This is a genomic window from Bradyrhizobium monzae (genome assembly GCF_021458635.1).
Taxonomy (GTDB): domain Bacteria; phylum Pseudomonadota; class Alphaproteobacteria; order Rhizobiales; family Xanthobacteraceae; genus Bradyrhizobium.
Genome location: NZ_JAIRDQ010000024.1, coordinates 1 through 21117, shown reverse-complemented (window position 1 = coordinate 21117; position 21117 = coordinate 1). Strand labels below are relative to the sequence as shown.

The window sequence follows — 21117 nt, the reverse complement described above, 5'->3', positions numbered from 1 at the left end:
AACCGCGGATGTCGGCCGCGGCCTTGGCGGAATACTTGATAATGCGGCCGGACGGGCAGCAGAACGTGCTGCACGATTGCAAATTTTCGCGACCTCCAATCGTGACGGCCAATGGCGGTGCGATGAGAGCGCTACGCGAGTACAATGCGGACCCCCGACGTTCCCCAGAGATTCTGATCCGGGTTAAGGAAGAGTTAACCATAAAAGCCGCTGAGCCTGGCATCAAGCCGAAGGCCCGCGAAGATGCGCTTCGATGCATTGAAATCGTTCAACTTTTTGAGCAACGGGAAAATGCGCTGGGGATGCGTAGAATGTCTCTCGCAGCGGCCCCGAATTTCGAAGTAGTCGACATCGAGGGCGTGACAGTTTCAATCCGGCCAGACTTTCTGGTCGGCGGCGGCAAACACGGGCAGCGTGTGGGCGCGGGCATGCTACGTGTTGCAAAGGCTCCTGATCCGGAGGCTTGCAAATTGCAGGCGACGAAAGAGCGACGCGGTGAACATCGCCGAGAGATGGCGCGATACTTGGTTGCATTGATGCAGATCTTGCTCGAGGCTCAGGACAATAGCATTGGAATTGTCGACCGCGATTCGTGCTTCGTGGCTGACCTTCGTCTTGCTGAGCAGATAGGGCCGGCGCCAGACCATACGGCCCGCCTGCGAGCTATCCGCGCCGCCTGTCGGCAGGTCAAAGAGCTTTGGCCGAACATTCAAGCAAAGGCTGCGCTGTATCAAAAATAGGCCACTCGCCCGCTATTCGAGCGGCGCACCATCCGAGGTTCGAAGCCCAGGCGAGATATGGCGCCAGCGCTGCAACTCTGCTACAAGCTACGTAACTGTCGGTTGGAAGGCTGGGCGCTCCAGTCTCGCACCGCGCAGTGACTAGACCCCGAACCAGCCCGGGCGCCCCGGTGAGCATTCGAGGGAACTTTGACACCGCGATCTTCGCGGCTGTTGGACGTTTCCATAGCTCACTCGGAACACACCATCAGCTTCGAAGTCGCTCTCAAGAACCAGGAGCGAACTTCCATGTCGACGACCAGCGAAGATGATGTCGTGAAGGCTGAGCTCGCGCTCGGCGAACTACCCCGCGCTCGGACCGAGTCCCGTGAACGGAGCCTCGCCATCGTCAGGCACCTCGCCAATACCACTGGCAACGACGGCTCTCGGACGATCAGCATCGAGAATGCACAGGCCGACGCATGACTGAGCATCTGTGCGATAGGACAAGCCCTCGAGAAGAACGGCCAATGTCCGGACAACCTATGGGACAAGGCGATGGCGTTGACGCGGCATTGGCGGTCGCTCTTGAATCCCTAGTCAGCCGTTTGGGGGACACAAGTCCTTCGGACGCTGATGGGCACCCTTGGCAAGACGCAAGGCCCACAGCGCGACGTCACCCGACTTTTAATTTTCAACGGAGGACGGCGAGGTTCTCGACAGTTGCTGCCGGATGTCTTTTCCTAACGTGACGCCAGCGCTGCCATACCGGAGCGCAGAGATCAAAAAGGGAAAAGCCATGTCACGTTCAGAATTTGTCCTGGAGATCGCACAGCACGTTGTCGATTTTGCTCGATTACTCGCTGAGGGCCCTGCCGAGCCGCGGCTGGTGATCACCAGCGCTATGGCGACGAGCGTGCTGATCGTTCTGACTGCTATTCGTTCGTATGTACATGAGCGCATACAGCGCGCCTCGTGACGGCTCCGGAACGTCCTCTCCAGTCATGACCGCTGCGACCACCCTGCCCGTAGGCACGGGGGATATCAATTATTGGCGGCAACTTCTAGGCGTGTCATTATCCAAACGGCGAAGCAAAAACGAGGCCATCAATGTGGACCGTCTCGATTACGTCGACACAATTCGCTGATGACCGATTAGCGTCGCTTTCCATTGAGAGTCCGGCCAACCTCCATACAAAAGAGGGCCTCGGCCTGCTGGTAGGGCTATGGTGCGGCCGCTTACATGATGAGGTTCAGACCGACCAGGGTACCCTTCAATTTTCGGTTGGCTTTCAAGTTGGCGACGTAGTCGTCGAGCCCAATGGTGGCCAAATAAGCAATCGAGGTCGCCTCCAGACAACAGGCGGTCATCTCAAGGTAAGTCAATCAGAGATAGACCATGCGAAAAGGGAAGGAGCAGCTGGAGGACAGATTGGGGTTAATCTCTCCAAATGGATCGGCAGCCTGGCGAAGGCTGACGTCGACGTCGGAGGAAAGATAGAGCGCACTACTTCACATTCAGAACAAAAGAACCGCGAGTATGTCCAACACTTTTGGCGTGTTGCTGATGCCGGACATAACTTTTGGCGCGTCTATGGACTTGGGTTGAACCAGGAAAATGTACTGGAACACAAAATAATCGGCGATGAACCACTTTGCCACATCCTGCCCGAACTTGAGAGCGACGCAATCGAGGTGCTAGTCACTTTTCGCTGCTCGCTGAAAGATCTCTGGTTCCAGCGCACTAATGCAATCTCGATTCCTACAGATCCGCGTTTCAGTCAAAATCAGGCCGAGGTGAATCGGTCAGTCGTTGTAGCCCGAATTGCTGCGATAGCAATCAGTCGGACAGCAAAGTCCGGGGGATCAGGAATTTCTGAAGGCGATCTTATTCTTGCAAAGCAGACGTTGCGCGCGGCAAGGCAAAAAACGCAGAGGGGTCGCCGTGACAGAGAGTAATCCGTCAACCTTTGCGCCAGTGGGCTCTGGTTGGTTACATGACAACGAAAAGAGCAAGATCGCAGCTGTCTACCAATCTAAGTCCGCATGCTTTTCCGATTTGGTCCATCTCGCGGGCCTGAATCCAAGCGTGGATTTTCGGTTCGCAGATCTTACTGGAGTTGATTTCACGGGATCAGACCTTCGCGGTTATAATTTTGTCGGAGCGAATCTCTCCTACAGTAGTTGGAGAAATGCAACGTGGGACGCGACGACAAATCTTGAAGGAGCGCTCCTCAACGGCGCGAAAGGCTATGGGTCGCATGGTTCAGGGACAAGTCCGGTAGATCAAGCGTTCCGATCGTCACGCGGCGTTACTGAGAACGGAACGGCGGAGGTGCTCGAAGAACTGCGGCAAGCCGTCGGATATCTCGATAAGGCACCCTGCGGCTTCTTCTCGGTCATTCCGAATGGAGACATCGTCTATGTGAACGCGACGCTAGCGAAATGGCTCGACTACGATATCGCGCAGATCGGCTCAGGTGGGCTAAAGCTGACAGATATTTTAGCTGGCGACGAAGTCTTACTCCCCAAGTGGACGGTGGGAGCACCGGGCGAAATCAAAAACCAAATTTTCGAAGTTGACCTTACGATGCGAAGCGGCACGACCGTTCCTGTGCAGCTCCATCACCAAGTCGAGTTCGGGGCAGAAGGGGCGCCTGAGCCGTCGCGCACGCTGGTGATCCTAATGTCCCGCGACGGCCGCTCCGATGGCAAGCGCGCCACTGCGGAAGTGGACTTCAAGCGATTCTTTGATCGCACGCTCGATCAGCTGTCTTCGGGAGTTGCCGTGTTCGATGGCCAGCGGCGACTTGCCTTCTATAACGATTCCTACCGCCGGCTCTGGAAGCTCGACCGTACCTTTCTTGATTCTAACCCCGACGACTCATCCGTCCTGTATGAGCTTCGCGCCGCGCGTAGGCTGCCGGAACGACTAGACTTCCGCGTCTGGAAGGCCCAGCTACACAAGGCTTACGGTGCAACCGAGACCGCGAAGGACACCTGGTACCTACCCGACGGCCGCGCGCTCTCCGTCGTCATCACCCCGAACCCAGATGGAGGCGTCACCTACCTGTTCGACGACGTCACCGAGAGCCTCGAGCTCGCCCGCCGCTTCGACGGCATGATCCACTTTCAGCGCGAGACTCTCAACGGCCTCGCCGAGGGTGTCGCCGTGTTCGGTAGCAACGGAAAGGCGCGGCTGTTTAACCCGGCCTTCCTGCGGATGTGGAAGCTGTCGAACGACGCCATGCGCAAGGAGCCGCATATCCAGACTGTCGAAGGTTGGTGCCAACCGCTGTTCGACGATCCCGCGGTCTGGCGCCAGATCCGCGAGACCATCACCTCGATCGAGAACCGCGCCGACGTGCCGCTCAAGCTGGAGCGCAAGGACGGCAGCGTGCTCGACGGCATGATCCGTCCGCTGCCCGACGGCGCGACCATGTTGACCTTTCAGGAAGTCACCGAGACCGAGAACGTCGAGCGCGCGCTGCGCGAGCGCAACGAAGCGCTGGAAGCTGCCGATCGGACGAAGGTCGACTTCGTCCACCACGTCTCCTACGAGCTACGCTCCCCGCTCACCACCATTATCGGCTTTGCACATTTCCTCAGCGACCCCTCGACCGGACCGTTGACACCGAAGCAGGCCGAATATCTCGACTACGTCACCAAATCGACCAACGCTCTGCTGGCCCTGACTAACAACATCTTCGATCTTGCCAACATCGATGCCGGCGCCATGAAGCTGGAGCTCGGCCCCGTCGACGTCAGCAAGACCATCGAGCTCGCCGCCGAAGGCCTCCAGGACCGGCTCGCCACCGATCGCATCCGCCTCAAGGTCGAGATCGCGCCCGATGTCGGCAGCTTCATCGGCGACGAGAAGCGCGTGGTGCAGGTGCTCTATAATTTGCTCGCCAACGCCGTCGGCTTCTCGCCACAGGATTCCACCGTCGGGATCAGCGCGCGCCGCACCGAGCGCAGCGTGGTCTTCGTTGTGACAGATTCCGGACCTGGAATACCCGCGGACATGAAGGACAAGGTGTTCAACTGGTTCGAAAGCCGCTCCCAGGGCTCGCCACACCGCGGCGCAGGCCTCGGCCTGTCGTTGGTGCGCTCCTTTGTCGAGCTGCATGGTGGCACGGTTTCCGTGGCCTCGGAGGTCGGTAAGGGTACCGCTATCACTTGCGAGTTGCCCTTCTCGCGAGCGACAATTGGCCCGGAGATGGACGAAATTCCCAATAGTGACGACGCAAGCAATGGCGTTGAACCGGCCATAGTCGAACGCGCTGGCGTTATCGAAAGCGAGAACGCGATCTCGGCAATGCCACCTGGTTTCGATGGCCTAATAGGGCTTTCCCACCGCGATAGTGTTGATATCAAGCCCGCCCTTTTACGTCTCTTGACCGATCAATACACCCAAGTCGAAGCACATTCGAGCGAGGAGGAACAGAAGTTCATCGAACTCGCGAGTCAACTGTTAGACCAGGTAGATGAGAAAACGCTCGCCGCCGTCCAGAAGAGATTGAAGAATTATCCGGCTACCCCTGCCGAGATCAAAGAAAAATTGGCGCGCTGGGATCGCGAACCTGAGGCATATTAGCCGATCGTGCTACCATCAGCAGCATACCGGCAATATGCGGCAGCAGAGCCATAAGGATGAGCCTCACCATGGCGAAGTCTTCAGACGCCGGTCGCAACATGCCGTGCGAGGTCCACGCTATCAACTGAATGGTTGCGTGGGCTTGGGGATCGGCGGACAGGCTGACTAGTTCTATTTCACCGTCCAACGCACGGCGGCGTTCCGTGACAGCCGCTTCACGTTCCCGGCAAAACTTGCCAACGCCGCCCCTGCACTCCCGATCACGAGCCGCCATGGGATCCGACAGAGCGGCTTGGGCGGTCGAGACGGCCGTCGTCACGCGTGACGCGCGTGCCAGCGTCACATCCGTGATATTGACTGCCGCAAACGCGAACAGGCCGAAGAGGCGGTGCGCCAAGCCTGGCGGCCGCTCGCCATCTGGTTGGACAACGACGCCTCCCTGACCGGCAAGCCGGCGGCGCACGTGCAGGACAGTCTGCTGAGGCGACGAAGACGGCCCACGCGGCGACAATCCGCGCGTCCGTCGCGCGCGAGGGCGATTGGCATCGCTGGATCTACGGTCATCACCTCAGCCACGGTGCCAGACGGATGGCGGCCCAGCTTCTCGAGCCGAAGTTGTCGGGATTTCGCGAGATCGCCCGCAACGTGCTGCTTCGGGACGAACTGGCACAGGGGTACCACCTCGTCCGTGAGGCGCTACGCGCGATGGAGGAAGGTTCCGACGGGCTCGTCCGCAAGGTCCAGCTCGTGGGCCAGAGCATATATTCGGACGATCTCGGGACGGACGCCGACTTCTGGCGCAGCTGCGCGCAGGACCGCGGCGACGGCTATCGCAACAAAGTCAATCGACACAACGCCAGTTGGTTCGAGGCCGATCCGGGCAAGGATGCCGATCTACGAGCCGTCGATCGGGTATCGTTGGAGTGGGACCAAGGCGGTCGCGGGGGGGTGAAGGAGCTGATGCCTAACGGATAGGCGTACGATCGCCCCCTTCGCGTTGCTGTTCCTCGATCCGCGTTATCCGTGAACTGACCCCCCTTTCGTGCTCGATGATCTTCTTGGTGTTCGGGACGGCGGTCGGCGTGTCGATGCGGACCGCTTCCGAACATGCGGCGTTGCCGCCGGAGAGCGCGGCAATGCCACAGGAGAGCTTCTAAGAGAGTTGGACGCAGGTCTTCGGATTTCGTCGCCGTCACGCGCAAGTATTTTTACTCCGCTTTGCTTAGCGAGTCTGCTCCCGCTTACGACCACCATCGCAGGAGTGCGCTAACACCCGATACGGAGCATTGAGATATTTGAAGAATCTCATTTTCATTCGCCGCCGCCGCGGTCAACATGAATGGACTCACAACTGCGCAGATCGAAACTTCCATGAATGCTCCACAGGCAAAGGTCACGTGTGGTCCTGTGATTCCTGTCGGGTCGCGGCCACGGCCGAGGGAAGCTGTGGCTGAACGACGATCTGGATCGGATCATCGCAGCAACAAAAGTCGTGAAATTGCAGAGAAGTTCTGGCGGGCACAGGAGCGATCGGAGATGCGAATGGTGGAAGCAAGCGCCGCAAGTAATCACAGCCGCCCGGCTGTAGCGCAGGGCGGAAATTTACGTTAGCTTCTGCTGGCGAGTTTGCAAATGCGTACCCGCATCCGATCTCTCCGAGGACAACGGGCTATCATTCGACCGCTTGACCCCTCCCACCCTCAGAGCTGGGATAATCCCGACAATGAGGAAATCTGGTTTGACCTGGCGCGCGCCATCGGACGCCAGATCGCACGGGATGAAAACGATGGTTTGGGGCAGCCGATAGAGGACCGGCATGACGACAGCGTCATCCAAGAAAACGGCCGTACTGTACGCCCGCTATTCCAGCGACTTGCAAAAGGCGACCTCGATTGACGGTCAGCTATTGCTCTGCAGGAAGGTTGCGTTGCGCAGCAATCTTGATGTCATCGGGGAATTTGTGGATGCCGCAAAATCTGGTCTTACCGATGGTGCGCGGGACGGCTATCAACGCCTGCTCAGCGGTGTGCGAAATCATGACTTTGACGTGGTCGTCGTTGAGCACTTCGACCGCTTGTCGCGCGATCCCGCAACCATCCAGCGTCTCAAGCAGGTTTTCGAGTTCAACCGCGTTGAGCTGATGGATCAGAAGGGCGTCTATGCGACCGCCACCGACATCAGTATCGCAAGTCTCTACAACACGATTTACAAGCCGCAGCTCGCCGAAAAGGTCCGGCGCGGCCATGACAACGCTGTTGCCAACGGAAGAATTCCTGGCTCACACGCCTATGGTTATCGGCCGAGGCCGGGCGCGCCCGGCGAACGCGCGATCGATGAGAACGAAGCAAAGATCGTGCTCCGCATTTTCACCGAATATGCGGTAGGCCGTTCGACCCGAACTATCGCCGCTGATCTCACCCGCGAAGGTGTGCCCTCACCCGGGGCCACTCGTCACAAGAACAAGGCTGGTCGCACCACCTGGAATCATCAGTGCATCACAGGCGGTCGGCATGGTCGCGGCATTATCGGCAACCAGCTATATATCGGCGAGATACATTGGAACGTTCGCTCGACAATTCTCAACCCGGAGACGCAGAAGAAGCAGAAGCGCCGCAATCCAGAAGAACGCCATATCATAGTCAAAAAGCCTGAGCTGCGGATCATTCCGCAAGCGCTCTGGGATCGAGCGCAGAAGGTTCGTAGCGCGCGTGCCGTACATATGTTCGGGCCGACTGGCAAGCCACACCGCCGCCTCGTGATTCCGCGCAACAATGAACACCCGCTTGCCGGCGTTCTGCGGTGCGGTGTCTGCAACGGCCATATGCGAATCGCTCAATCCTCCCGAAATGGCGCGCCGCGCGCCGCATGCGCCAACGCGCATCAGCGGGGCACCTGCGAGCATACCCGTAGCTTTGACATGGACATTCTGCTCAAGGATGCCTCCGAAAAAATCGAAGCGAAATTGCTTTCGCCGAAAGCCATTGATGAGGCGATGCGTGCTTGGAAGGAGGAACGCAAGAACGATCGGAACAAGGGCGGCAGCGAACGCGCTAAGCTAGACCATCGACGCCGTGTGTTGACGACCGAGATCGAACGGCTGACATATGCCATCGCAAACAGCCGTCGCAAACCGGATGAGTTACTCAAGCGGATCGATGAGTGCGACCTGGAACGGGAAACTGTTGAAGAGCGCTTGCGGCTGATGGGCTGTGGCGACGAAAATGTGATCCCATTCGACCACCCAAAATTCAGTGACCGATACCGTTCGGAGACTCGAAGACTGGTCACTGCGCTCAAGTTCGACCCGAAGGCGATCGAAACTCGCTTCGCCTTCCGCAACTTGATCGACTGCATTGTAGTGCATCCGGTTCGCAAGCGGATGCCCTACGAATATACCCCCTACATGAACAGCGCCGCCCTTCTCGGTGAGAAACTTTTCCCCGAAAACCGCAAGGCAGGAGAAATCAGCACGTTTGCCTACTACGACAATGGCAAGCCAGGGAAATCCGTGTCCTCGTAATAGACGCGGACCTGCATGTGGTGGCGGCCGTCGCGGACCTCGCCGTCGAGATGAGCTGTCACGTCTCGAGCCTCTTCGCTTGTCGCTAACGGCCCGTTTTGCGCAAAAACGGCCGGCCGCGCAAGCGCGGCTAGGTCACGGTTGCCGCCGGCGCCCGCCCCAACGTCACCTCGACGATCTCCGGCGGCACGCCGACGCGGACCGGCATGATGCTGCAACCGAGGCCGCCGGAGATGATGACGTCGCACTTCAGCCGCAGATGGCCGTAGACCAGCGGAACGCCGGGCTGCGGCGGAATCGCCGGCGACCAGCCGAACAGGCGGACCTGACCGCCATGGGTGTGACCGGACAACTGGAGCGCGATACGCGCGGGCACGCGCGTCGCGATATAGGGCTCATGCGCGAGCAGGATGACCGGGGCGTCGTCGGCGACCTTTGCGAGCGTCGCGGTGAGATCGTCAGCACCGAAGCGCTGTGCGCGGCCGTAGCGCCGCGACGGCGCATAGGCGAGTTGGTCGCCGAGGCCGGCGAGCCAGAACGGACGGCCATCCTTGGCGAGACGCACGACGTCGTTCTCGTAGACGGGAATGCCAGCTGCTTCCAGCGCACGATGGGCGACCGTCGGCCCGCGCCCGGCCCGCTGCACGACCTTGTCGTCCCAATAGTCGTGGTTGCCCATCACGGCATGAACGCCGAGCGGCGCCTTGAGGCCAGCCAGCACCGCCGCCCATTCACCGGCCGGGATGATGCGCGTGACATGGTGATGACCGGCGACATAGTCGCCGAGCAGCACGATGAGGTCGGCGTTCAGCGCGTTGGTGCGCTCGACGATGGCCTCGATCCGATCCAGCGACATCCAGGGATCGCAGGCATGGATGTCGGCGATGACGGCGATCTTCAGCAGGAAATCCACGGGCCATTGCCGTGGCATTGGATGATAGCGGGTCACGCGTAGCCGCAACACCGGCTCGACGCCAACGCCGTAAGCCGCGGTCGAGACGCCGAGGGCGGAGAGACCGCCGATGGAACGGATGAGATGACGCCGATTGATCATGGAAGTCCGCTTCTGATGCACTTCCTCGATGCGGTCGGATTTGAGCGGAATTGCGGTACGCTTGTGCAGATGATCTGCAAAGAGATTACCGGAAGTTCATGACACCAGGGCAAGGCTCGCCGGCGCAGATCACTCGTCGCTTTCGTCCGTGCCGAACAGGCCGAACTGGGCCGCCGCATCGCGCGATGGCTCGGCGATGCCGAGATGACGGAAGGCATGCGAGGTGAGCAGACGGCCGCGCGGCGTGCGCTGGAGATAGCCGCACTGAATGAGATACGGCTCGATGATGTCCTCGATCGCATCGCGCGGCTCGGACAGCGCCGCCGCCATCGTCTCCACGCCGACCGGCCCACCGCCATAGTTCATTGCAATGGTCGTGAGGTAGCGGCGGTCCATGGCGTCGAGGCCGGCGGCGTCGACCTCGAGCGCACTGAGCGCGTGGTCGGCGATCTTGCGGTCGATCATGTCGGCATCGGCGGCCGAGGCGAAATCGCGTACACGGCGCAACAGGCGACCGGCGATGCGCGGCGTGCCGCGCGCGCGGCGCGCAATCTCGTTGGCGCCATCGGCGCTCATGCCGACATTGAGCACGCGCGCGCCGCGGGTGACGATGCTCTCCAGCTCCTCAATCGTATAGAAGTTGAGGCGGACCGGAATGCCGAAGCGATCGCGCAGGGGATTGGTCAGCAGGCCGGCGCGCGTGGTGGCGCCGACCAGGGTGAATTTCGACAGCTCGATCTTGACCGAGCGTGCGGCCGGGCCTTCGCCGATGATGAGGTCGAGCTGAAAGTCCTCCATCGCGGGATAGAGCACCTCTTCCACCGCGGGACTGAGGCGGTGAATTTCATCAATGAAGAGCACGTCGCGCTCTTCGAGATTGGTCAGCAACGCGGCGAGATCGCCGGCCTTGGCGATGACAGGCCCCGACGTGGCGCGAAAGCCGACGCCGAGCTCCTTGGCCACGATCTGCGCCAGCGTGGTCTTGCCGAGGCCGGGCGGGCCGACGAACAGCACGTGATCCAGCGCCTCGCCGCGCTTGCGCGCCGCCTCGATGAAGATCGAGAGATTCTTGCGCGCCTGCTGCTGGCCGACGAAATCGGACAGCGACTGCGGACGTAGCGCGGTGTCGCCGACATCGTCGCTGCGGCGCTCGGGCGAGACCATGCGGTTGGCCTTGGGATCGCTCACTTCGCGAGCTCCTTCAAGCCGAGGCGAATGAGCTGCGCCGTCTCGGCATTCTCACCGGCGCTGCGCGAGGCCGAGGCGATGGCCGCGGCCGCCTGCGGCTGGCCGTAGCCGAGATTGACCAGCGCGGAGATCGCGTCCGCGACCGGGCGCGGCGCGCGTTGGTCGTCGACGGCACCGGCGAGGTGCACGACCGCGGGATCGACATTGGCGAAGGCCGGCGCCTTGTCCTTCAACTCGGCGACAATGCGCTCGGCCACCTTGGGCCCGACACCGGGCGTCCGCGCCACCGCGGCCTTGTCGCGCAGCGCAATCGCATTGGCGAGATCGGCCGGCGCCAGCGTGCCGAGCACGGCGAGAGCAACCTTGGCGCCGACGCCCTGTACGGTCTGGAGCAGGCGAAACCATTCGCGCTCCTGGTCGGTGCGGAAGCCGAACAGTTTTATCTGGTCCTCGCGAACGTAAGTCTCGATCGACAGCACCGCTGCCTCGCCCGGCGAAGGCAGATGCTGCAGCGTGCGCGCCGAGCAATGCACCTGATAGCCGACGCCGCCGACGTCGAGGACGACATAATCCTCGCCGTAGGAATCGATCAGGCCCTTGAGCTTGCCGATCATAGTCCCACCACCTTCAGCCTGAGCGCCGCGCTCTGGCGATGATGGGCGTGGGTGATGGCGATGGCGAGCGCGTCCGCAGCGTCGGCCGACGGCGGCTCGGCCTTGGGCAGCAATATCTTCAGCATCATCGCGATCTGTTGCTTGTCGGCGTGGCCGGCGCCGACCACCGTCTTCTTCACTTGGTTCGGCGCGTATTCGGCGACAGAGATGCCGAACATCGCGGGCGCCAGCATGGCGACGCCGCGCGCCTGGCCGAGTTTCAGCGTCGCGACGCCGTCCTTGTTCACGAAGGTCTGCTCGACCGCGGCTTCCATCGGATTGTGATGGGAGAGAATGGCCGCGAGCCCTTCATGGATCGCCAGCAGCCGGCTCGACAGCGGCAAATCATCCGGCGGTTCCACCGAACCGCAGGCAACATAGATCAAGCGGTTTCCGTCGGCCTCGATCACGCCCCAGCCGGTGCGGCGCAGGCCGGGGTCGATGCCGATGATGCGAACGGGTTGGCGAATCGGGAGCGCGGTCATGGGCCAGTGATAGCGGTTGGCCCATGATAGCGAAACAGAAACAGAACAGAAGTCCCCGGAGAAAGGAAGGCCGGTGCCCTACCCGCCCATCTTCGCGACCAGCGCGTCCGAAATCTCGAAATTGGCGTAGACGTTCTGGACGTCGTCGTGCTCGTTGAGCAGGTCCATCAGCTTCAAGAGCTTCTCGCCGGTCTCGTCGTCGACGGCGACCGTGTTCTGCGGCTTCCAGATCAGCGCGGCCTTGCGCGGCTCGCCGAACTTGGCTTCCAGCGCCTTGGCGACGTCGCGATAGCCTTCGGTCGAGGCGTAGATCTCGTGCCCGCCTTCGCCCGAGACCACGTCGTCGGCGCCGGCCTCGATCGCGGCATCGAGCACCGCGTCATCATCGGCGACACTGCGGTCGTATTCGATGATGCCGGTGCGGTCGAACATAAAGGACACCGAGCCGGTTTCGCCGAGATTGCCGCCGGATTTGGTGAAGAAGGAGCGGATGTCGGAGGCGGCGCGGTTGCGGTTGTCGGTCAGGGCTTCGACGATGACGGCGACGCCGCCGGGACCATAGCCCTCGTAGCGAATCTCGTCATAGTTCTCGCCTTCATTGCCGAGCGCCTTCTTCACGGCGCGCTCGATGTTGTCCTTCGGCATGTTCTCCTGGCGCGCCGCGATGATGGCTGCGCGCAGGCGCGGGTTCATGTTCGGGTCGGGCGTGCCGAGCTTGGCGGCAACGGTGATTTCCCGCGCCAGCTTGCCGAACAGCTTCGACTTCTGGGCATCCTGCCGCCCCTTGCGGTGCATGATGTTCTTGAATTGGGAATGTCCGGCCATGCGTGATCTTCTCTAGGGAATCGTGCGCCAAAGGTGAGCGTGGGGAAGCGCGGCCTTATAGGCCGCCAACCCACCGGAATGAAAGAGCCTCTCATACTTTAAGGTAATAACGTAGTGGCTCGTGCTCAGAAGTCAGGCATCGTTAACCCTGATTTCATTCCGGCTTGCGAAAATAGCGTCCGCCCATCTCCCGACAAGAGTAGACCCTATGGCATTCGCATTATTTCGGAAGCGCCTGCCGGACACGGCCGCACCGGCGGCAGCCCCGCAGATCGCGCAGTCAGCGGCCGCGCCCGCTCCGGCCGCTGACGCCGATTCGGCCCGGGAAATCCTGGAACTGCTGGAACTCGAGCTCGGCGCCATGATCCGCCAGCTCGAGCGCGCCGCCAATTCGGTGGCGGGCGGCGCAGAGGCGACTGCGGCAACGCTCGCCGATATCCGCCAGCGCACCGACGCGCTGACCGGGCGGACCAATGCCGCGCAGTCGAACGCCTCGGGCTTTGCCCATGCCGCCGACAAGTTCACCCAATCCGCCCAAGGCATCGGTGCGCAGGTCCGCGAGGCCGGCAAGCTCGCCGATGAGGCCAGCGCCGCCGCGCAAGAGGCGCGGGCCAATGTCGATCGCCTGCGCGAGTCCTCCGCGGCGATTGGCAATGTCGTCAATCTGATCGCCCAGATCGCGCGGCAGACCACGCTGCTCGCGCTCAATTCCACCATCGAGGCCGCACGCGCCGGCGCTGCCGGCAAGGGCTTTGCGGTCGTCGCCACCGAGGTCAAGGCGCTCGCGGTGCAGACCCAGGGCGCGACGGAGGAGATCTCCAGAAAGATCGACGCGCTGCAGCGCGATGCCGCAGGCTCCGCAGACGCCGTTCATCGCATCTCGCAGGCCATCGAGGCGATCCGCCCGGTGTTCGACACCGTCAACGGCGCGGTCGCCGAGCAGAACGCCACCACCAGCGAGGTCTCCGGCAACGCGGCCAGCGCATCGCAGTTCATCATCTCGGTCGGCGAAAGCGCCGCCGAAATCGACGCCGCGACCAAGGCCGCCGAGACCCATGGCGAGAACGTCGCCAGTGCCGGCAAGGCGGTGACGACCTTCGCGCAGAAGCTGAAATCGCGCTGCGCGGTGCTGCTCCGCCAGAGCGAGCACGACGATCGCCGCAAGACCGAGCGGCTGCCCTGCCACCTCAAATTCGAAACCCCGCGCGGCGTGCTGCCGGTCTACGAGATCGCGATGGACGGCGTGCTGATCGGCGGTGCGGACGCAAGCCGGCTCGCGCCGCAGTCGATCATCGACGGCAGCCTCGAGGACGTCGGCGCCTGCCGCCTGCGCGTGGTCGAGCAGTCCAAGGCCGGCGCCCGCACGCAATTCGTCAGCCCCGATGCCGCGCAGCGCGAGAAGATCGAAGACAAGCTCTGGTCGATCCACGAGGAGAACACCGAGTTCGTCACCCGCGCGATGGAGGCCGGCACCGCGCTGACCCGGATTTTCGAACAGGCGGTCGCGCGCGGCGAGGTCAGGATCGATGATCTGTTCGACACCGATTACGCCGAGATCGCCGGCACCAATCCGCAGCAATACCGCACGAAATATCTGGACTGGGCCGACCGCGCGCTGCCGCCGTTCCAGGAAGCCTTTCTCGCCAAGGAACTGCGCATGGCGTTCTGCGCCATGGTCGACCGCAACGGCTTCCTGCCGGTGCACAACAAGATCTATTCGCATCCGCAGCGGCCGGGCGACACCGCCTGGAACATGGCCAACAGTCGCAACCGCCGTATCTTCAACGATCCGGCGGGGTTGGCTGCGGCGCACAATTTGCGCTCGTACCTGATCCAGAGCTATGCGCGCGACATGGGCAACGGCAACACCGTGATGATGCGCGAGATCGACGTCCCGATCCGCGTGCAAGGCCGGCACTGGGGCGGATTTCGTACGGCCTACAAACTGTAGTGCACGCTCAGGCAAGACGCCGGATGCGAATCACGTCTTTAGGTGAAGTTGGAATGGGAATGCCGCGGAGGGCCGGCGGACGGCTCCGACTTAAGGAAGCCCGTAAATGTCCCTCGCCCAGCTTGCCGTCATGGACACCGGATCCAACCGAACGCTCGCCGAGCGGCTGATCGACCAGCTTGCCGACCGCATTGGTGGCCTCGGCGTCGAACTCGCCGATATCGCCGGCAACGTCCAGGAGGTCGCCCACCGCGTCGCCAACCAGTCGGAGCGGTTCCATCACCTGCAGAAGACGGCCGAGACCATGGTCTCGGCCAACCACGACATCGCCAATGCATCGCAGGCGGTGCAGTCGACCACATCGGCGGCAGTCGGCGAGATCGCACAATCGCGCGGTGCGGTCGACACCGCAGTCAGCCACATCTCCGAGCTCGTCGCGGCGGTGGAGCGGATCGAGGCGCGCTTAAGCGCCGTCGGCTCGGCGCTGGCGCAGGTCGCAAAAGTCTCCGGCTCGATCGAGGCGATCGCCAAGCAGACCAATCTGCTGGCGCTGAACGCGACGATCGAGGCCGCGCGTGCCGGCAATGCCGGACGCGGCTTTGCCGTGGTCGCGAGCGAGGTCAAGAACCTCGCGGAGGCGACCCGGCAGGCCACGCATCAGATCTCCGACACCGTGCGCGATCTCGACGGCCAGATCGAAGGCCTGATCGGCGAGAGCAGCGATGCATCGCAGCGCGCGAAGACCGCCGGCGAAGGCGCCCAGCAGATCTCCGGCATCATCTCGCGGGTCCAGCAGGGCTTTGCCTCGGTGGAAGCCGAGATCGACAGCGTCACGCGTGCGGCGACCTCCAATCTCGGCCATTGCGACACCGTCATCAACGAGCTCAACGAACTCGCCAAGGGCGTCGACCTCTCCTCGCGCGACCTCAGGAGCGCCGACCAGCGCGTGACGAAGCTGCTCGACACATCCGAGGGGCTGATCGCACTGATCGCCGACAGCGGCGTGGAGACGTCGGATGCGCCGCTGATCCGCGCCGTCGTCGACACCGCCAGGCGGATCTCGGCCGAGTTCGAGGCCGCGGTCGATCGCGGCGAGATCACGCTCGACCAGCTCATGGATGAGACCTATCGGGAGATCGCCGGCACCGATCCCAAGCAGTACACCACCGCCTATGTCGACTTCACCGACCGCGTGCTGCCTGCGATCCAGGACCCGATCCAGAAGTCCGATCCCCGCGTCGTGTTCTGCGTCGCCTGGGCCAAGAGCGGCTACCTGCCGACGCACAATCCGAACTACCGGCTGCCGCAGGGCAAGGACCCGGTCTGGAACAACGCCAATTGCCGTAACCGCCGCCTGTTCACCGATCGCGCGGTGAAGAAGGTCGCGGCCAACACAAAGCCCTTCCTGCTGCAGACCTATCGCCGCGACATGGGCGGCGGGCAGTTCGTGCTGATGAAGGACCTGTCGTCGCCGATCATGGTCCGCGGCAAGCACTGGGGCGCGTTCCGGATGGGTTTTCGGCAGAGCTGAATCAAAAACCTCGAAAACAACCCCATGCACAGTAGCCGGGGTGCGCGGAATCAATGGCTCGCGCTGAACCTGGCCGTTGACCCGTCGGGCAAAACAGGCGCACGATGGCATCATCGCGCACATTGGCTTTTGCGGCGCTGCGACCGCGTCCTTCAGACGCGCACCGGGCTCGCCCTCGCGCGCCGTTTCACAATCGCACGACTTTCGTCTTTGCACGGTTTTGCGCATTCGCACGATCATCGGCGGCGATCAATGACGCGCATGACGCAAAAGCGTCAGAAAATGACGCTTATCATATCAATTAGCCCGAAACCGTAGCAGCTATTTCAGCACAAATTCGTGAACGTCATGGCCCGACGCGTCGCCTACGCAAATATGCATCGCGAGAAATTTCGGCGCTTCATCGTTTCACACCGGTATGATTATTGTCGCGCGCGAGTTCGCCAAATAGATCGCCGTAAGCAATCTGGCGAAGAAGGGGATGCATATGGCAACAACTCTCACCATCAACGGCGAAACGAAGTCCTTCGACGCGCCACCCGAGATGCCGCTGCTGTGGGTGCTGCGCGACATCCTCGGAATGACCGGTACCAAATTCGGCTGCGGCATCGCGCAATGCGGGGCGTGCACGGTGCATGTCGACGGCAAGGCGGTGCGCTCCTGCGTGCTGCCGGTCAGCGCGGTCGCGAATCGCGCCGTCACCACCATCGAACATGTCGGCAGCACGCCATCGGGCGCGAAGGTGCAGAAGGCCTGGCTCGATGCCGAGGTGATCCAGTGCGGCTACTGCCAGTCCGGCCAGATCATGTCGGCTGCGGCCCTGCTGGCGGCGACGCCCAACCCCGACGATGCCGACATCGACGCGGCGATGGCCGGCAACATCTGCCGCTGCGGCACCTATGTGCGCATCCGTGAAGCCATCAAGCTCGCCGCCTCCGGCCGTCAATCGTGAGGTCCGCCATGATCACCGACAAGACTCTTCCCAGCGTCTCCCGCCGCGCGCTTCTGACCGGCGGCGTTGCCACCGGTTTCCTGCTCGCCTTCCATCTGCCGCTGCGCGCCGCCGCAAACGAGCCGGTGCAGAAGGATGCCACCGACGGCAAGTTCGCACCCAACGCCTTCATCCGAATCGACGAGACCGGCCGCACCATCCTCATGATGCCGCAGGTCGAGATGGGCCAGGGCACCTACACCTCGATCTCCGCCGTGCTCGCCGAGGAACTCGACGCTGACTGGAGCAAGGTCGAGGTGCAGCACGCGCCGCCCAACGACAAGCTCTACGCCAACCCGACCTTCGGCCTCCAGGTCACCGGCAATTCCAACTCCGTCCGTGCCTGGTGGATGCCGCTGCGCAAGGCCGGCGCCACCGCGCGCGCGATGCTGGTGCAGGCCGCGGCCGGCCAGTGGGGCGTTGAAGCTACAAGCTGCACGGCGTCGAAGGGCGAGGTCGCGCATGCCGCGAGCGGCCGCAAGCTCGGTTACGGCGAGCTTGCGCTTGCCGCGCAGAGCCAGACGCCGCCGAAGGACGTCGCAGTCAAGGACCCCAAGGACTTCGTCCTGATCGGCCAGCCGCTGAAGCGGCTCGACACGCCGGACAAGGTCAACGGCAAGGCGCTCTACGGCATCGACGCGATCCTGCCCGACATGAAGATCGCGGCGATCGCCAATTGCCCGGTGTTCGGCGGCAAGGTCGGCAAGGTCGACGACAGCGCGGCGATGAAGGTCGCCGGCGTGCGCAAGGTCGTCGTGCTCGACGATGTTGTCGCCGTGATCGGCGATCACATGTGGGCCGCGAAGAAGGGGCTCGAAGCGCTCAAGATCGAGTGGAATGAAGGCCCGAACGCAGGGATCAGCACCAAGGACATCTGGCAGAACCTGCGCGATGCCGGCGCAAAGGACGGCGCGGTCGCGAAATCCACCGGCGGCATCGCCAAGGCGCTCGCCACCGGCGACAAGTTCGAAGCCGCTTACGAGCTGCCGTTCCTGGCCCACGCCTCGATGGAGCCGATCAACGCCACCGTGCACGTCAAACCCGACTCCTGCGAGATATGGACCGGCACGCAGATCATGACGCGCGTGCAGTCGGAGGCGGCAAAGGCCGCCGGCCTGCCCGTCGACAAGGTGATCGTCAACCAGCACCTGCTCGGCGGCGGTTTTGGCCGCAAGCTCGAGCCGGACATGGTCGTCGCAGCGGTGAAGATCGCAAAACAGGTCGACTATCCCGTCAAGGTGATCTGGACCCGCGAGGAAGACATCCAGCACGACGTCTACCGTCCGGTCTATCGCGACCAGATCTCGGCGTCGCTGGTCGACGGCAAGGTGGCGGCCTGGAAATACAAGGTCGCCGGCTCGGCCATTCTGGCGCGCTGGCTGCCGCCGGCCTTCCAGAAGGGCATCGACATCGACGCGATCGACGCCGCGGTGGACGCGCCCTACGACTTCGCCAATTTCCACGTCGAATATGTCCGTGCCGAACCGCCGGCGGTGCCGACCGGCTTCTGGCGCGGCGTCGGCCCGAACAACAACGTGTTCGCGGTCGAATGCGCCATGGACGAACTCGCGCGCAAGGCCGGCAAGGACCCGATTGAATTTCGGAAGTCGATGCTGACCAAGAACCCGCGCATGCTTGCGGTGCTCGACCAGGTCGCTGAAAAATCCGGTTGGGGCCAGCCGTTACCGGCCCGCGTCGGCCGCGGCGTCTGTGTGCAGCCGTCCTTCGCGAGCTTCATCGCGACCGTGGTGGAAGCGGAGATCGACCACATCGGCGAGATCGTGCTTCGCCGCGTCACGTCGGTGGTCGACACCGGCATCGCGGTCAACCCCGATACGGTGAAGGCACAGATCGAGGGCGGGCTGATCTTCGGCCTCACCGCCGCGCTCTACGGCGAGATCACCATCGAGAAGGGCCGCGTGCAGCAGTCGAACTTCCACGACTACCGCATGATGCGCATCAACGAGACCCCGAAGATCGAGGTCATCGTGGTCAAGAGCGGCGAGGCGCCCGGCGGCATCGGCGAAGCCGGCGTCAATGCCGGACCGCCGGCGCTGCGCAACGCGATTTACGCCGCAACCGGCGTGGCGCTGCGGCGCCTGCCGATCGACAGGAAACTGCTGGCTGTGGGGAAGAAGGCATGAGCAGGACAATGCGTATCCTCGCAAGCATTATTGTGATCGCCATCGTCGCGGTGGCGCTCGGCGTCTGGATCATCCGCGGGCCCGGCCCGCTCGACTTCGCCGGCGGCACGAAAGTGGCGCTGGCCGATTATCACGCCGGCAAGCCAACGGGCGTGCCGGCCAAGCTCGAGAAGGCGAGCCTGGTCGAGCGCGGCGAATATCTGGCGAAGGCGGCCGACTGCATGGTCTGCCACACCAAGCCCGGCGAAAAGGACTATTCCGGCGGGCTCGGCTTCAAGCTGCCGTTCGGCACGCTCTATTCCACCAACATCACGCCGGACAAGGACACCGGCATCGGCAATTACAGCGACCAGGATTTCCTCAACGCCGTCCAGCGCGGCAAGCGGCATGACGGCGCCCGGCTCTATCCGGCGATGCCGTACACGTCCTACACCTACATGAGCGACGAGGACGTGCTGGCGGTGAAAGCCTATCTGTTCAGCCTGCCGGCGGTGCGCGCCAAGCCGCCCGAGAACACGCTGTCGTTCCCGTTCGACCAACGCTGGGCGATGATGTTCTGGTCGGCCGTGTTCAATCCGGACACGCGCTTTGCGCCGGACACCTCGAAGAGCCCGGAGTGGAATCGCGGTGCGTATCTGGCGGAAGCGCTCGCCCATTGCGGCGAGTGCCACACCCCACGCAATCTCGGCTTCGCGCTCGACAACCGCAAGAAGTTCGCCGGCGCGATCACCGCCGGCTGGCACGCCTTCAACATCTCCTCCGACAAGGCCACCGGTCTCGGCAACTGGAGCGATGCGGATCTGATCTCGTATCTGTCGCTCGGCCATGCGCCGGGCCATGGCTCGGCCTCGGGCCCGATGGGTGAAGCGGTCGACCACAGCTTCAGCCAGTTTGCGCCGGAGGACATCCGCTCCATCGTTGCCTACCTGCGCAGCGTGCCGCCGGTCGCCTCACCCGACCTTCCCGCCACCACGGCGCCGGTCGCGCCCGCCTCGCACAAGGATGGCGTGACGGCGGACGCGCGCGGCAAGAAGGTGTTCGCCAGCGCCTGCGCCAGCTGCCATGGCTGGAGCGGCGAAAGTCCGGTATCGCCGATGGCGACGCTGACCGGCACCTGGGCCGTCAACGACCCCACCGCCACCAACGTCGCGCAGATCGTGCTCTCGGGGACCAAGCGCCACACGCCCGACGGCGCGCTGTCGATGCCGGCATTCGGCGAGGCGTATAGCGACGACGAGATCGCGGCGGTGGCGAACTACGTCACGGCGCGGTTCGGCACCAGGGGCTCGAAGCTGACGGCGAAGGACGTGGCGGAGTTGAGGGAGCAGACGGCGGATTAGAGCTCGCGTCGCCGAACGACGCACCCTCGCCCCTTGTGGGAGAGGGTGGATTCGCGAAGCGAAGCCGGGTGAGGGGTTCTCTCCGCGAGTCTCATTCTCGATTGAATCCGCGGAGAGAA

General features: G+C 62.8%; 17 protein-coding genes and 3 pseudogenes. 13 read left to right on the top strand and 7 right to left on the bottom strand.

The window, feature by feature from the left end; genetic code table 11:
- From K3F49_RS38825 to K3F49_RS38805, 6 genes and pseudogenes are all read left to right on the top strand, one after another.
- The coding region (locus K3F49_RS38825) for a hypothetical protein (RefSeq protein ID WP_234686118.1) at positions 1-740 on the top strand (740 nt) is incomplete at its 5' end.
- A 288-nt stretch (positions 741-1028) separates the two neighbouring features.
- Positions 1029-1205, top strand: a complete 177-nt coding sequence (locus tag K3F49_RS38820; protein WP_234686117.1) for a hypothetical protein — start codon at positions 1029-1031, stop codon at positions 1203-1205.
- 313 nt (positions 1206-1518) lie between these two features.
- On the top strand, positions 1519-1698 hold the full coding sequence (locus K3F49_RS38815; RefSeq protein WP_234686116.1) for a hypothetical protein: 180 nt from the start codon (positions 1519-1521) through the stop codon (positions 1696-1698).
- 131 nt (positions 1699-1829) lie between these two features.
- The gene (locus K3F49_RS38810) at positions 1830-2678 is read left to right on the top strand and encodes a hypothetical protein (RefSeq protein WP_234686115.1); all 849 of its coding nucleotides are present in this window, start codon (positions 1830-1832) and stop codon (positions 2676-2678) included.
- Positions 2665-2883, top strand: a pseudogene (locus K3F49_RS39795) (pentapeptide repeat-containing protein); the annotation flags it as partial. The gene K3F49_RS38810 and the pseudogene K3F49_RS39795, both read left to right, overlap by 14 nt.
- 591 nt (positions 2884-3474) lie before the next feature.
- Positions 3475-4923: pseudogene (locus tag K3F49_RS38805) on the top strand (ATP-binding protein); the annotation flags it as partial.
- A 346-nt stretch (positions 4924-5269) separates the two neighbouring features.
- Here K3F49_RS38805 and K3F49_RS38800 read toward each other — a convergent pair.
- Entirely contained in the window at positions 5270-5713 is a 444-nt protein-coding gene (locus tag K3F49_RS38800; protein WP_234686114.1) for a hypothetical protein, read from the bottom strand.
- A gap of 191 nt (positions 5714-5904) precedes the next feature.
- On the opposite strand from K3F49_RS38800, the gene K3F49_RS38795 reads away from it, so the two are divergent.
- A complete protein-coding gene (locus K3F49_RS38795; RefSeq protein WP_234686113.1) occupies positions 5905-6291 on the top strand; it encodes a hypothetical protein in 387 nt (128 codons plus the stop codon).
- Positions 6292-7132: 841 nt separating this feature from the next.
- Entirely contained in the window at positions 7133-8836 is a 1704-nt protein-coding gene (locus K3F49_RS38790) for a recombinase family protein (protein WP_234686112.1), read from the top strand.
- Here the strand turns inward: K3F49_RS38790 and K3F49_RS38785 are convergent.
- The 6 genes and pseudogenes from K3F49_RS38785 to K3F49_RS38760 form a co-directional block, all read right to left on the bottom strand.
- Positions 8809-8895: pseudogene (locus K3F49_RS38785) on the bottom strand (acyl-CoA thioester hydrolase); the annotation flags it as partial. The gene K3F49_RS38790 and the pseudogene K3F49_RS38785 overlap by 28 nt on opposite strands.
- A gap of 71 nt (positions 8896-8966) precedes the next feature.
- The gene (locus K3F49_RS38780; protein WP_234686111.1) at positions 8967-9890 is read right to left on the bottom strand and encodes a metallophosphoesterase; all 924 of its coding nucleotides are present in this window, start codon (positions 9888-9890) and stop codon (positions 8967-8969) included.
- Between the two features lie 129 nt (positions 9891-10019).
- The gene (gene ruvB / locus K3F49_RS38775; RefSeq protein WP_234686119.1) at positions 10020-11054 is read right to left on the bottom strand and encodes a Holliday junction branch migration DNA helicase RuvB; all 1035 of its coding nucleotides are present in this window, start codon (positions 11052-11054) and stop codon (positions 10020-10022) included.
- Between the two features lie 20 nt (positions 11055-11074).
- Positions 11075-11692 carry a Holliday junction branch migration protein RuvA gene (gene ruvA, locus K3F49_RS38770; protein WP_234686110.1) on the bottom strand — a complete coding sequence of 206 codons (618 nt, stop codon included), beginning with the start codon at positions 11690-11692 and terminating at the stop codon, positions 11075-11077.
- Positions 11689-12216: a crossover junction endodeoxyribonuclease RuvC gene (ruvC, locus tag K3F49_RS38765; protein WP_234686109.1), complete on the bottom strand. Its 528-nt coding sequence runs from the start codon at positions 12214-12216 to the stop codon at positions 11689-11691. Before ruvC ends, ruvA begins: the two co-directional genes overlap by 4 nt.
- Before the next feature lie 78 nt (positions 12217-12294).
- On the bottom strand, positions 12295-13041 hold the full coding sequence (locus tag K3F49_RS38760) for a YebC/PmpR family DNA-binding transcriptional regulator (protein ID WP_234686108.1): 747 nt from the start codon (positions 13039-13041) through the stop codon (positions 12295-12297).
- A gap of 208 nt (positions 13042-13249) precedes the next feature.
- On the opposite strand from K3F49_RS38760, the gene K3F49_RS38755 reads away from it, so the two are divergent.
- The 5 genes from K3F49_RS38755 (at position 13250) to K3F49_RS38735 (ending at position 20998) form a co-directional block, all read left to right on the top strand.
- Positions 13250-14992, top strand: a complete 1743-nt coding sequence (locus tag K3F49_RS38755; protein WP_234686107.1) for a methyl-accepting chemotaxis protein — start codon at positions 13250-13252, stop codon at positions 14990-14992.
- A 106-nt stretch (positions 14993-15098) separates the two neighbouring features.
- Positions 15099-16523, top strand: a complete 1425-nt coding sequence (locus K3F49_RS38750; RefSeq protein WP_234686106.1) for a methyl-accepting chemotaxis protein — start codon at positions 15099-15101, stop codon at positions 16521-16523.
- Between the two features lie 487 nt (positions 16524-17010).
- Positions 17011-17475: a (2Fe-2S)-binding protein gene (locus K3F49_RS38745; protein ID WP_234686105.1), complete on the top strand. Its 465-nt coding sequence runs from the start codon at positions 17011-17013 to the stop codon at positions 17473-17475.
- An 8-nt stretch (positions 17476-17483) separates the two neighbouring features.
- Positions 17484-19658 (top strand): xanthine dehydrogenase family protein molybdopterin-binding subunit, encoded by a 2175-nt coding sequence (locus K3F49_RS38740; RefSeq protein WP_234686104.1) that lies wholly within the window; start codon positions 17484-17486, stop codon positions 19656-19658.
- On the top strand, positions 19655-20998 hold the full coding sequence (locus tag K3F49_RS38735; protein WP_234686103.1) for a c-type cytochrome: 1344 nt from the start codon (positions 19655-19657) through the stop codon (positions 20996-20998). The genes K3F49_RS38740 and K3F49_RS38735 overlap by 4 nt, the downstream gene beginning before the upstream one ends.
- Positions 20999-21117 lie beyond the last annotated feature (119 nt).

What these genes read in the sequence shown, in the direction of transcription:
- K3F49_RS38810 (WP_234686115.1), top strand. Translation starts at nt 1,830, where the DNA reads ATGTGGACCGTCTCGATTACGTCGACACAATTCGCTGATGACCGATTA.
- K3F49_RS38815 (WP_234686116.1), top strand. Translation starts at nt 1,519, where the DNA reads ATGTCACGTTCAGAATTTGTCCTGGAGATCGCACAGCACGTTGTCGAT.
- K3F49_RS38780 (WP_234686111.1), bottom strand. Translation starts at nt 9,890, where the DNA reads ATGATCAATCGGCGTCATCTCATCCGTTCCATCGGCGGTCTCTCCGCC.
- K3F49_RS38735 (WP_234686103.1), top strand. Translation starts at nt 19,655, where the DNA reads ATGAGCAGGACAATGCGTATCCTCGCAAGCATTATTGTGATCGCCATC.
- K3F49_RS38740 (WP_234686104.1), top strand. Translation starts at nt 17,484, where the DNA reads ATGATCACCGACAAGACTCTTCCCAGCGTCTCCCGCCGCGCGCTTCTG.
- ruvB (WP_234686119.1), bottom strand. Translation starts at nt 11,054, where the DNA reads ATGGTCTCGCCCGAGCGCCGCAGCGACGATGTCGGCGACACCGCGCTA.
- K3F49_RS38745 (WP_234686105.1), top strand. Translation starts at nt 17,011, where the DNA reads ATGGCAACAACTCTCACCATCAACGGCGAAACGAAGTCCTTCGACGCG.
- K3F49_RS38750 (WP_234686106.1), top strand. Translation starts at nt 15,099, where the DNA reads ATGTCCCTCGCCCAGCTTGCCGTCATGGACACCGGATCCAACCGAACG.
- ruvA (WP_234686110.1), bottom strand. Translation starts at nt 11,692, where the DNA reads ATGATCGGCAAGCTCAAGGGCCTGATCGATTCCTACGGCGAGGATTAT.
- K3F49_RS38760 (WP_234686108.1), bottom strand. Translation starts at nt 13,041, where the DNA reads ATGGCCGGACATTCCCAATTCAAGAACATCATGCACCGCAAGGGGCGG.
- K3F49_RS38820 (WP_234686117.1), top strand. Translation starts at nt 1,029, where the DNA reads ATGTCGACGACCAGCGAAGATGATGTCGTGAAGGCTGAGCTCGCGCTC.
- K3F49_RS38790 (WP_234686112.1), top strand. Translation starts at nt 7,133, where the DNA reads ATGACGACAGCGTCATCCAAGAAAACGGCCGTACTGTACGCCCGCTAT.
- K3F49_RS38795 (WP_234686113.1), top strand. Translation starts at nt 5,905, where the DNA reads ATGGCGGCCCAGCTTCTCGAGCCGAAGTTGTCGGGATTTCGCGAGATC.
- K3F49_RS38755 (WP_234686107.1), top strand. Translation starts at nt 13,250, where the DNA reads ATGGCATTCGCATTATTTCGGAAGCGCCTGCCGGACACGGCCGCACCG.
- ruvC (WP_234686109.1), bottom strand. Translation starts at nt 12,216, where the DNA reads ATGACCGCGCTCCCGATTCGCCAACCCGTTCGCATCATCGGCATCGAC.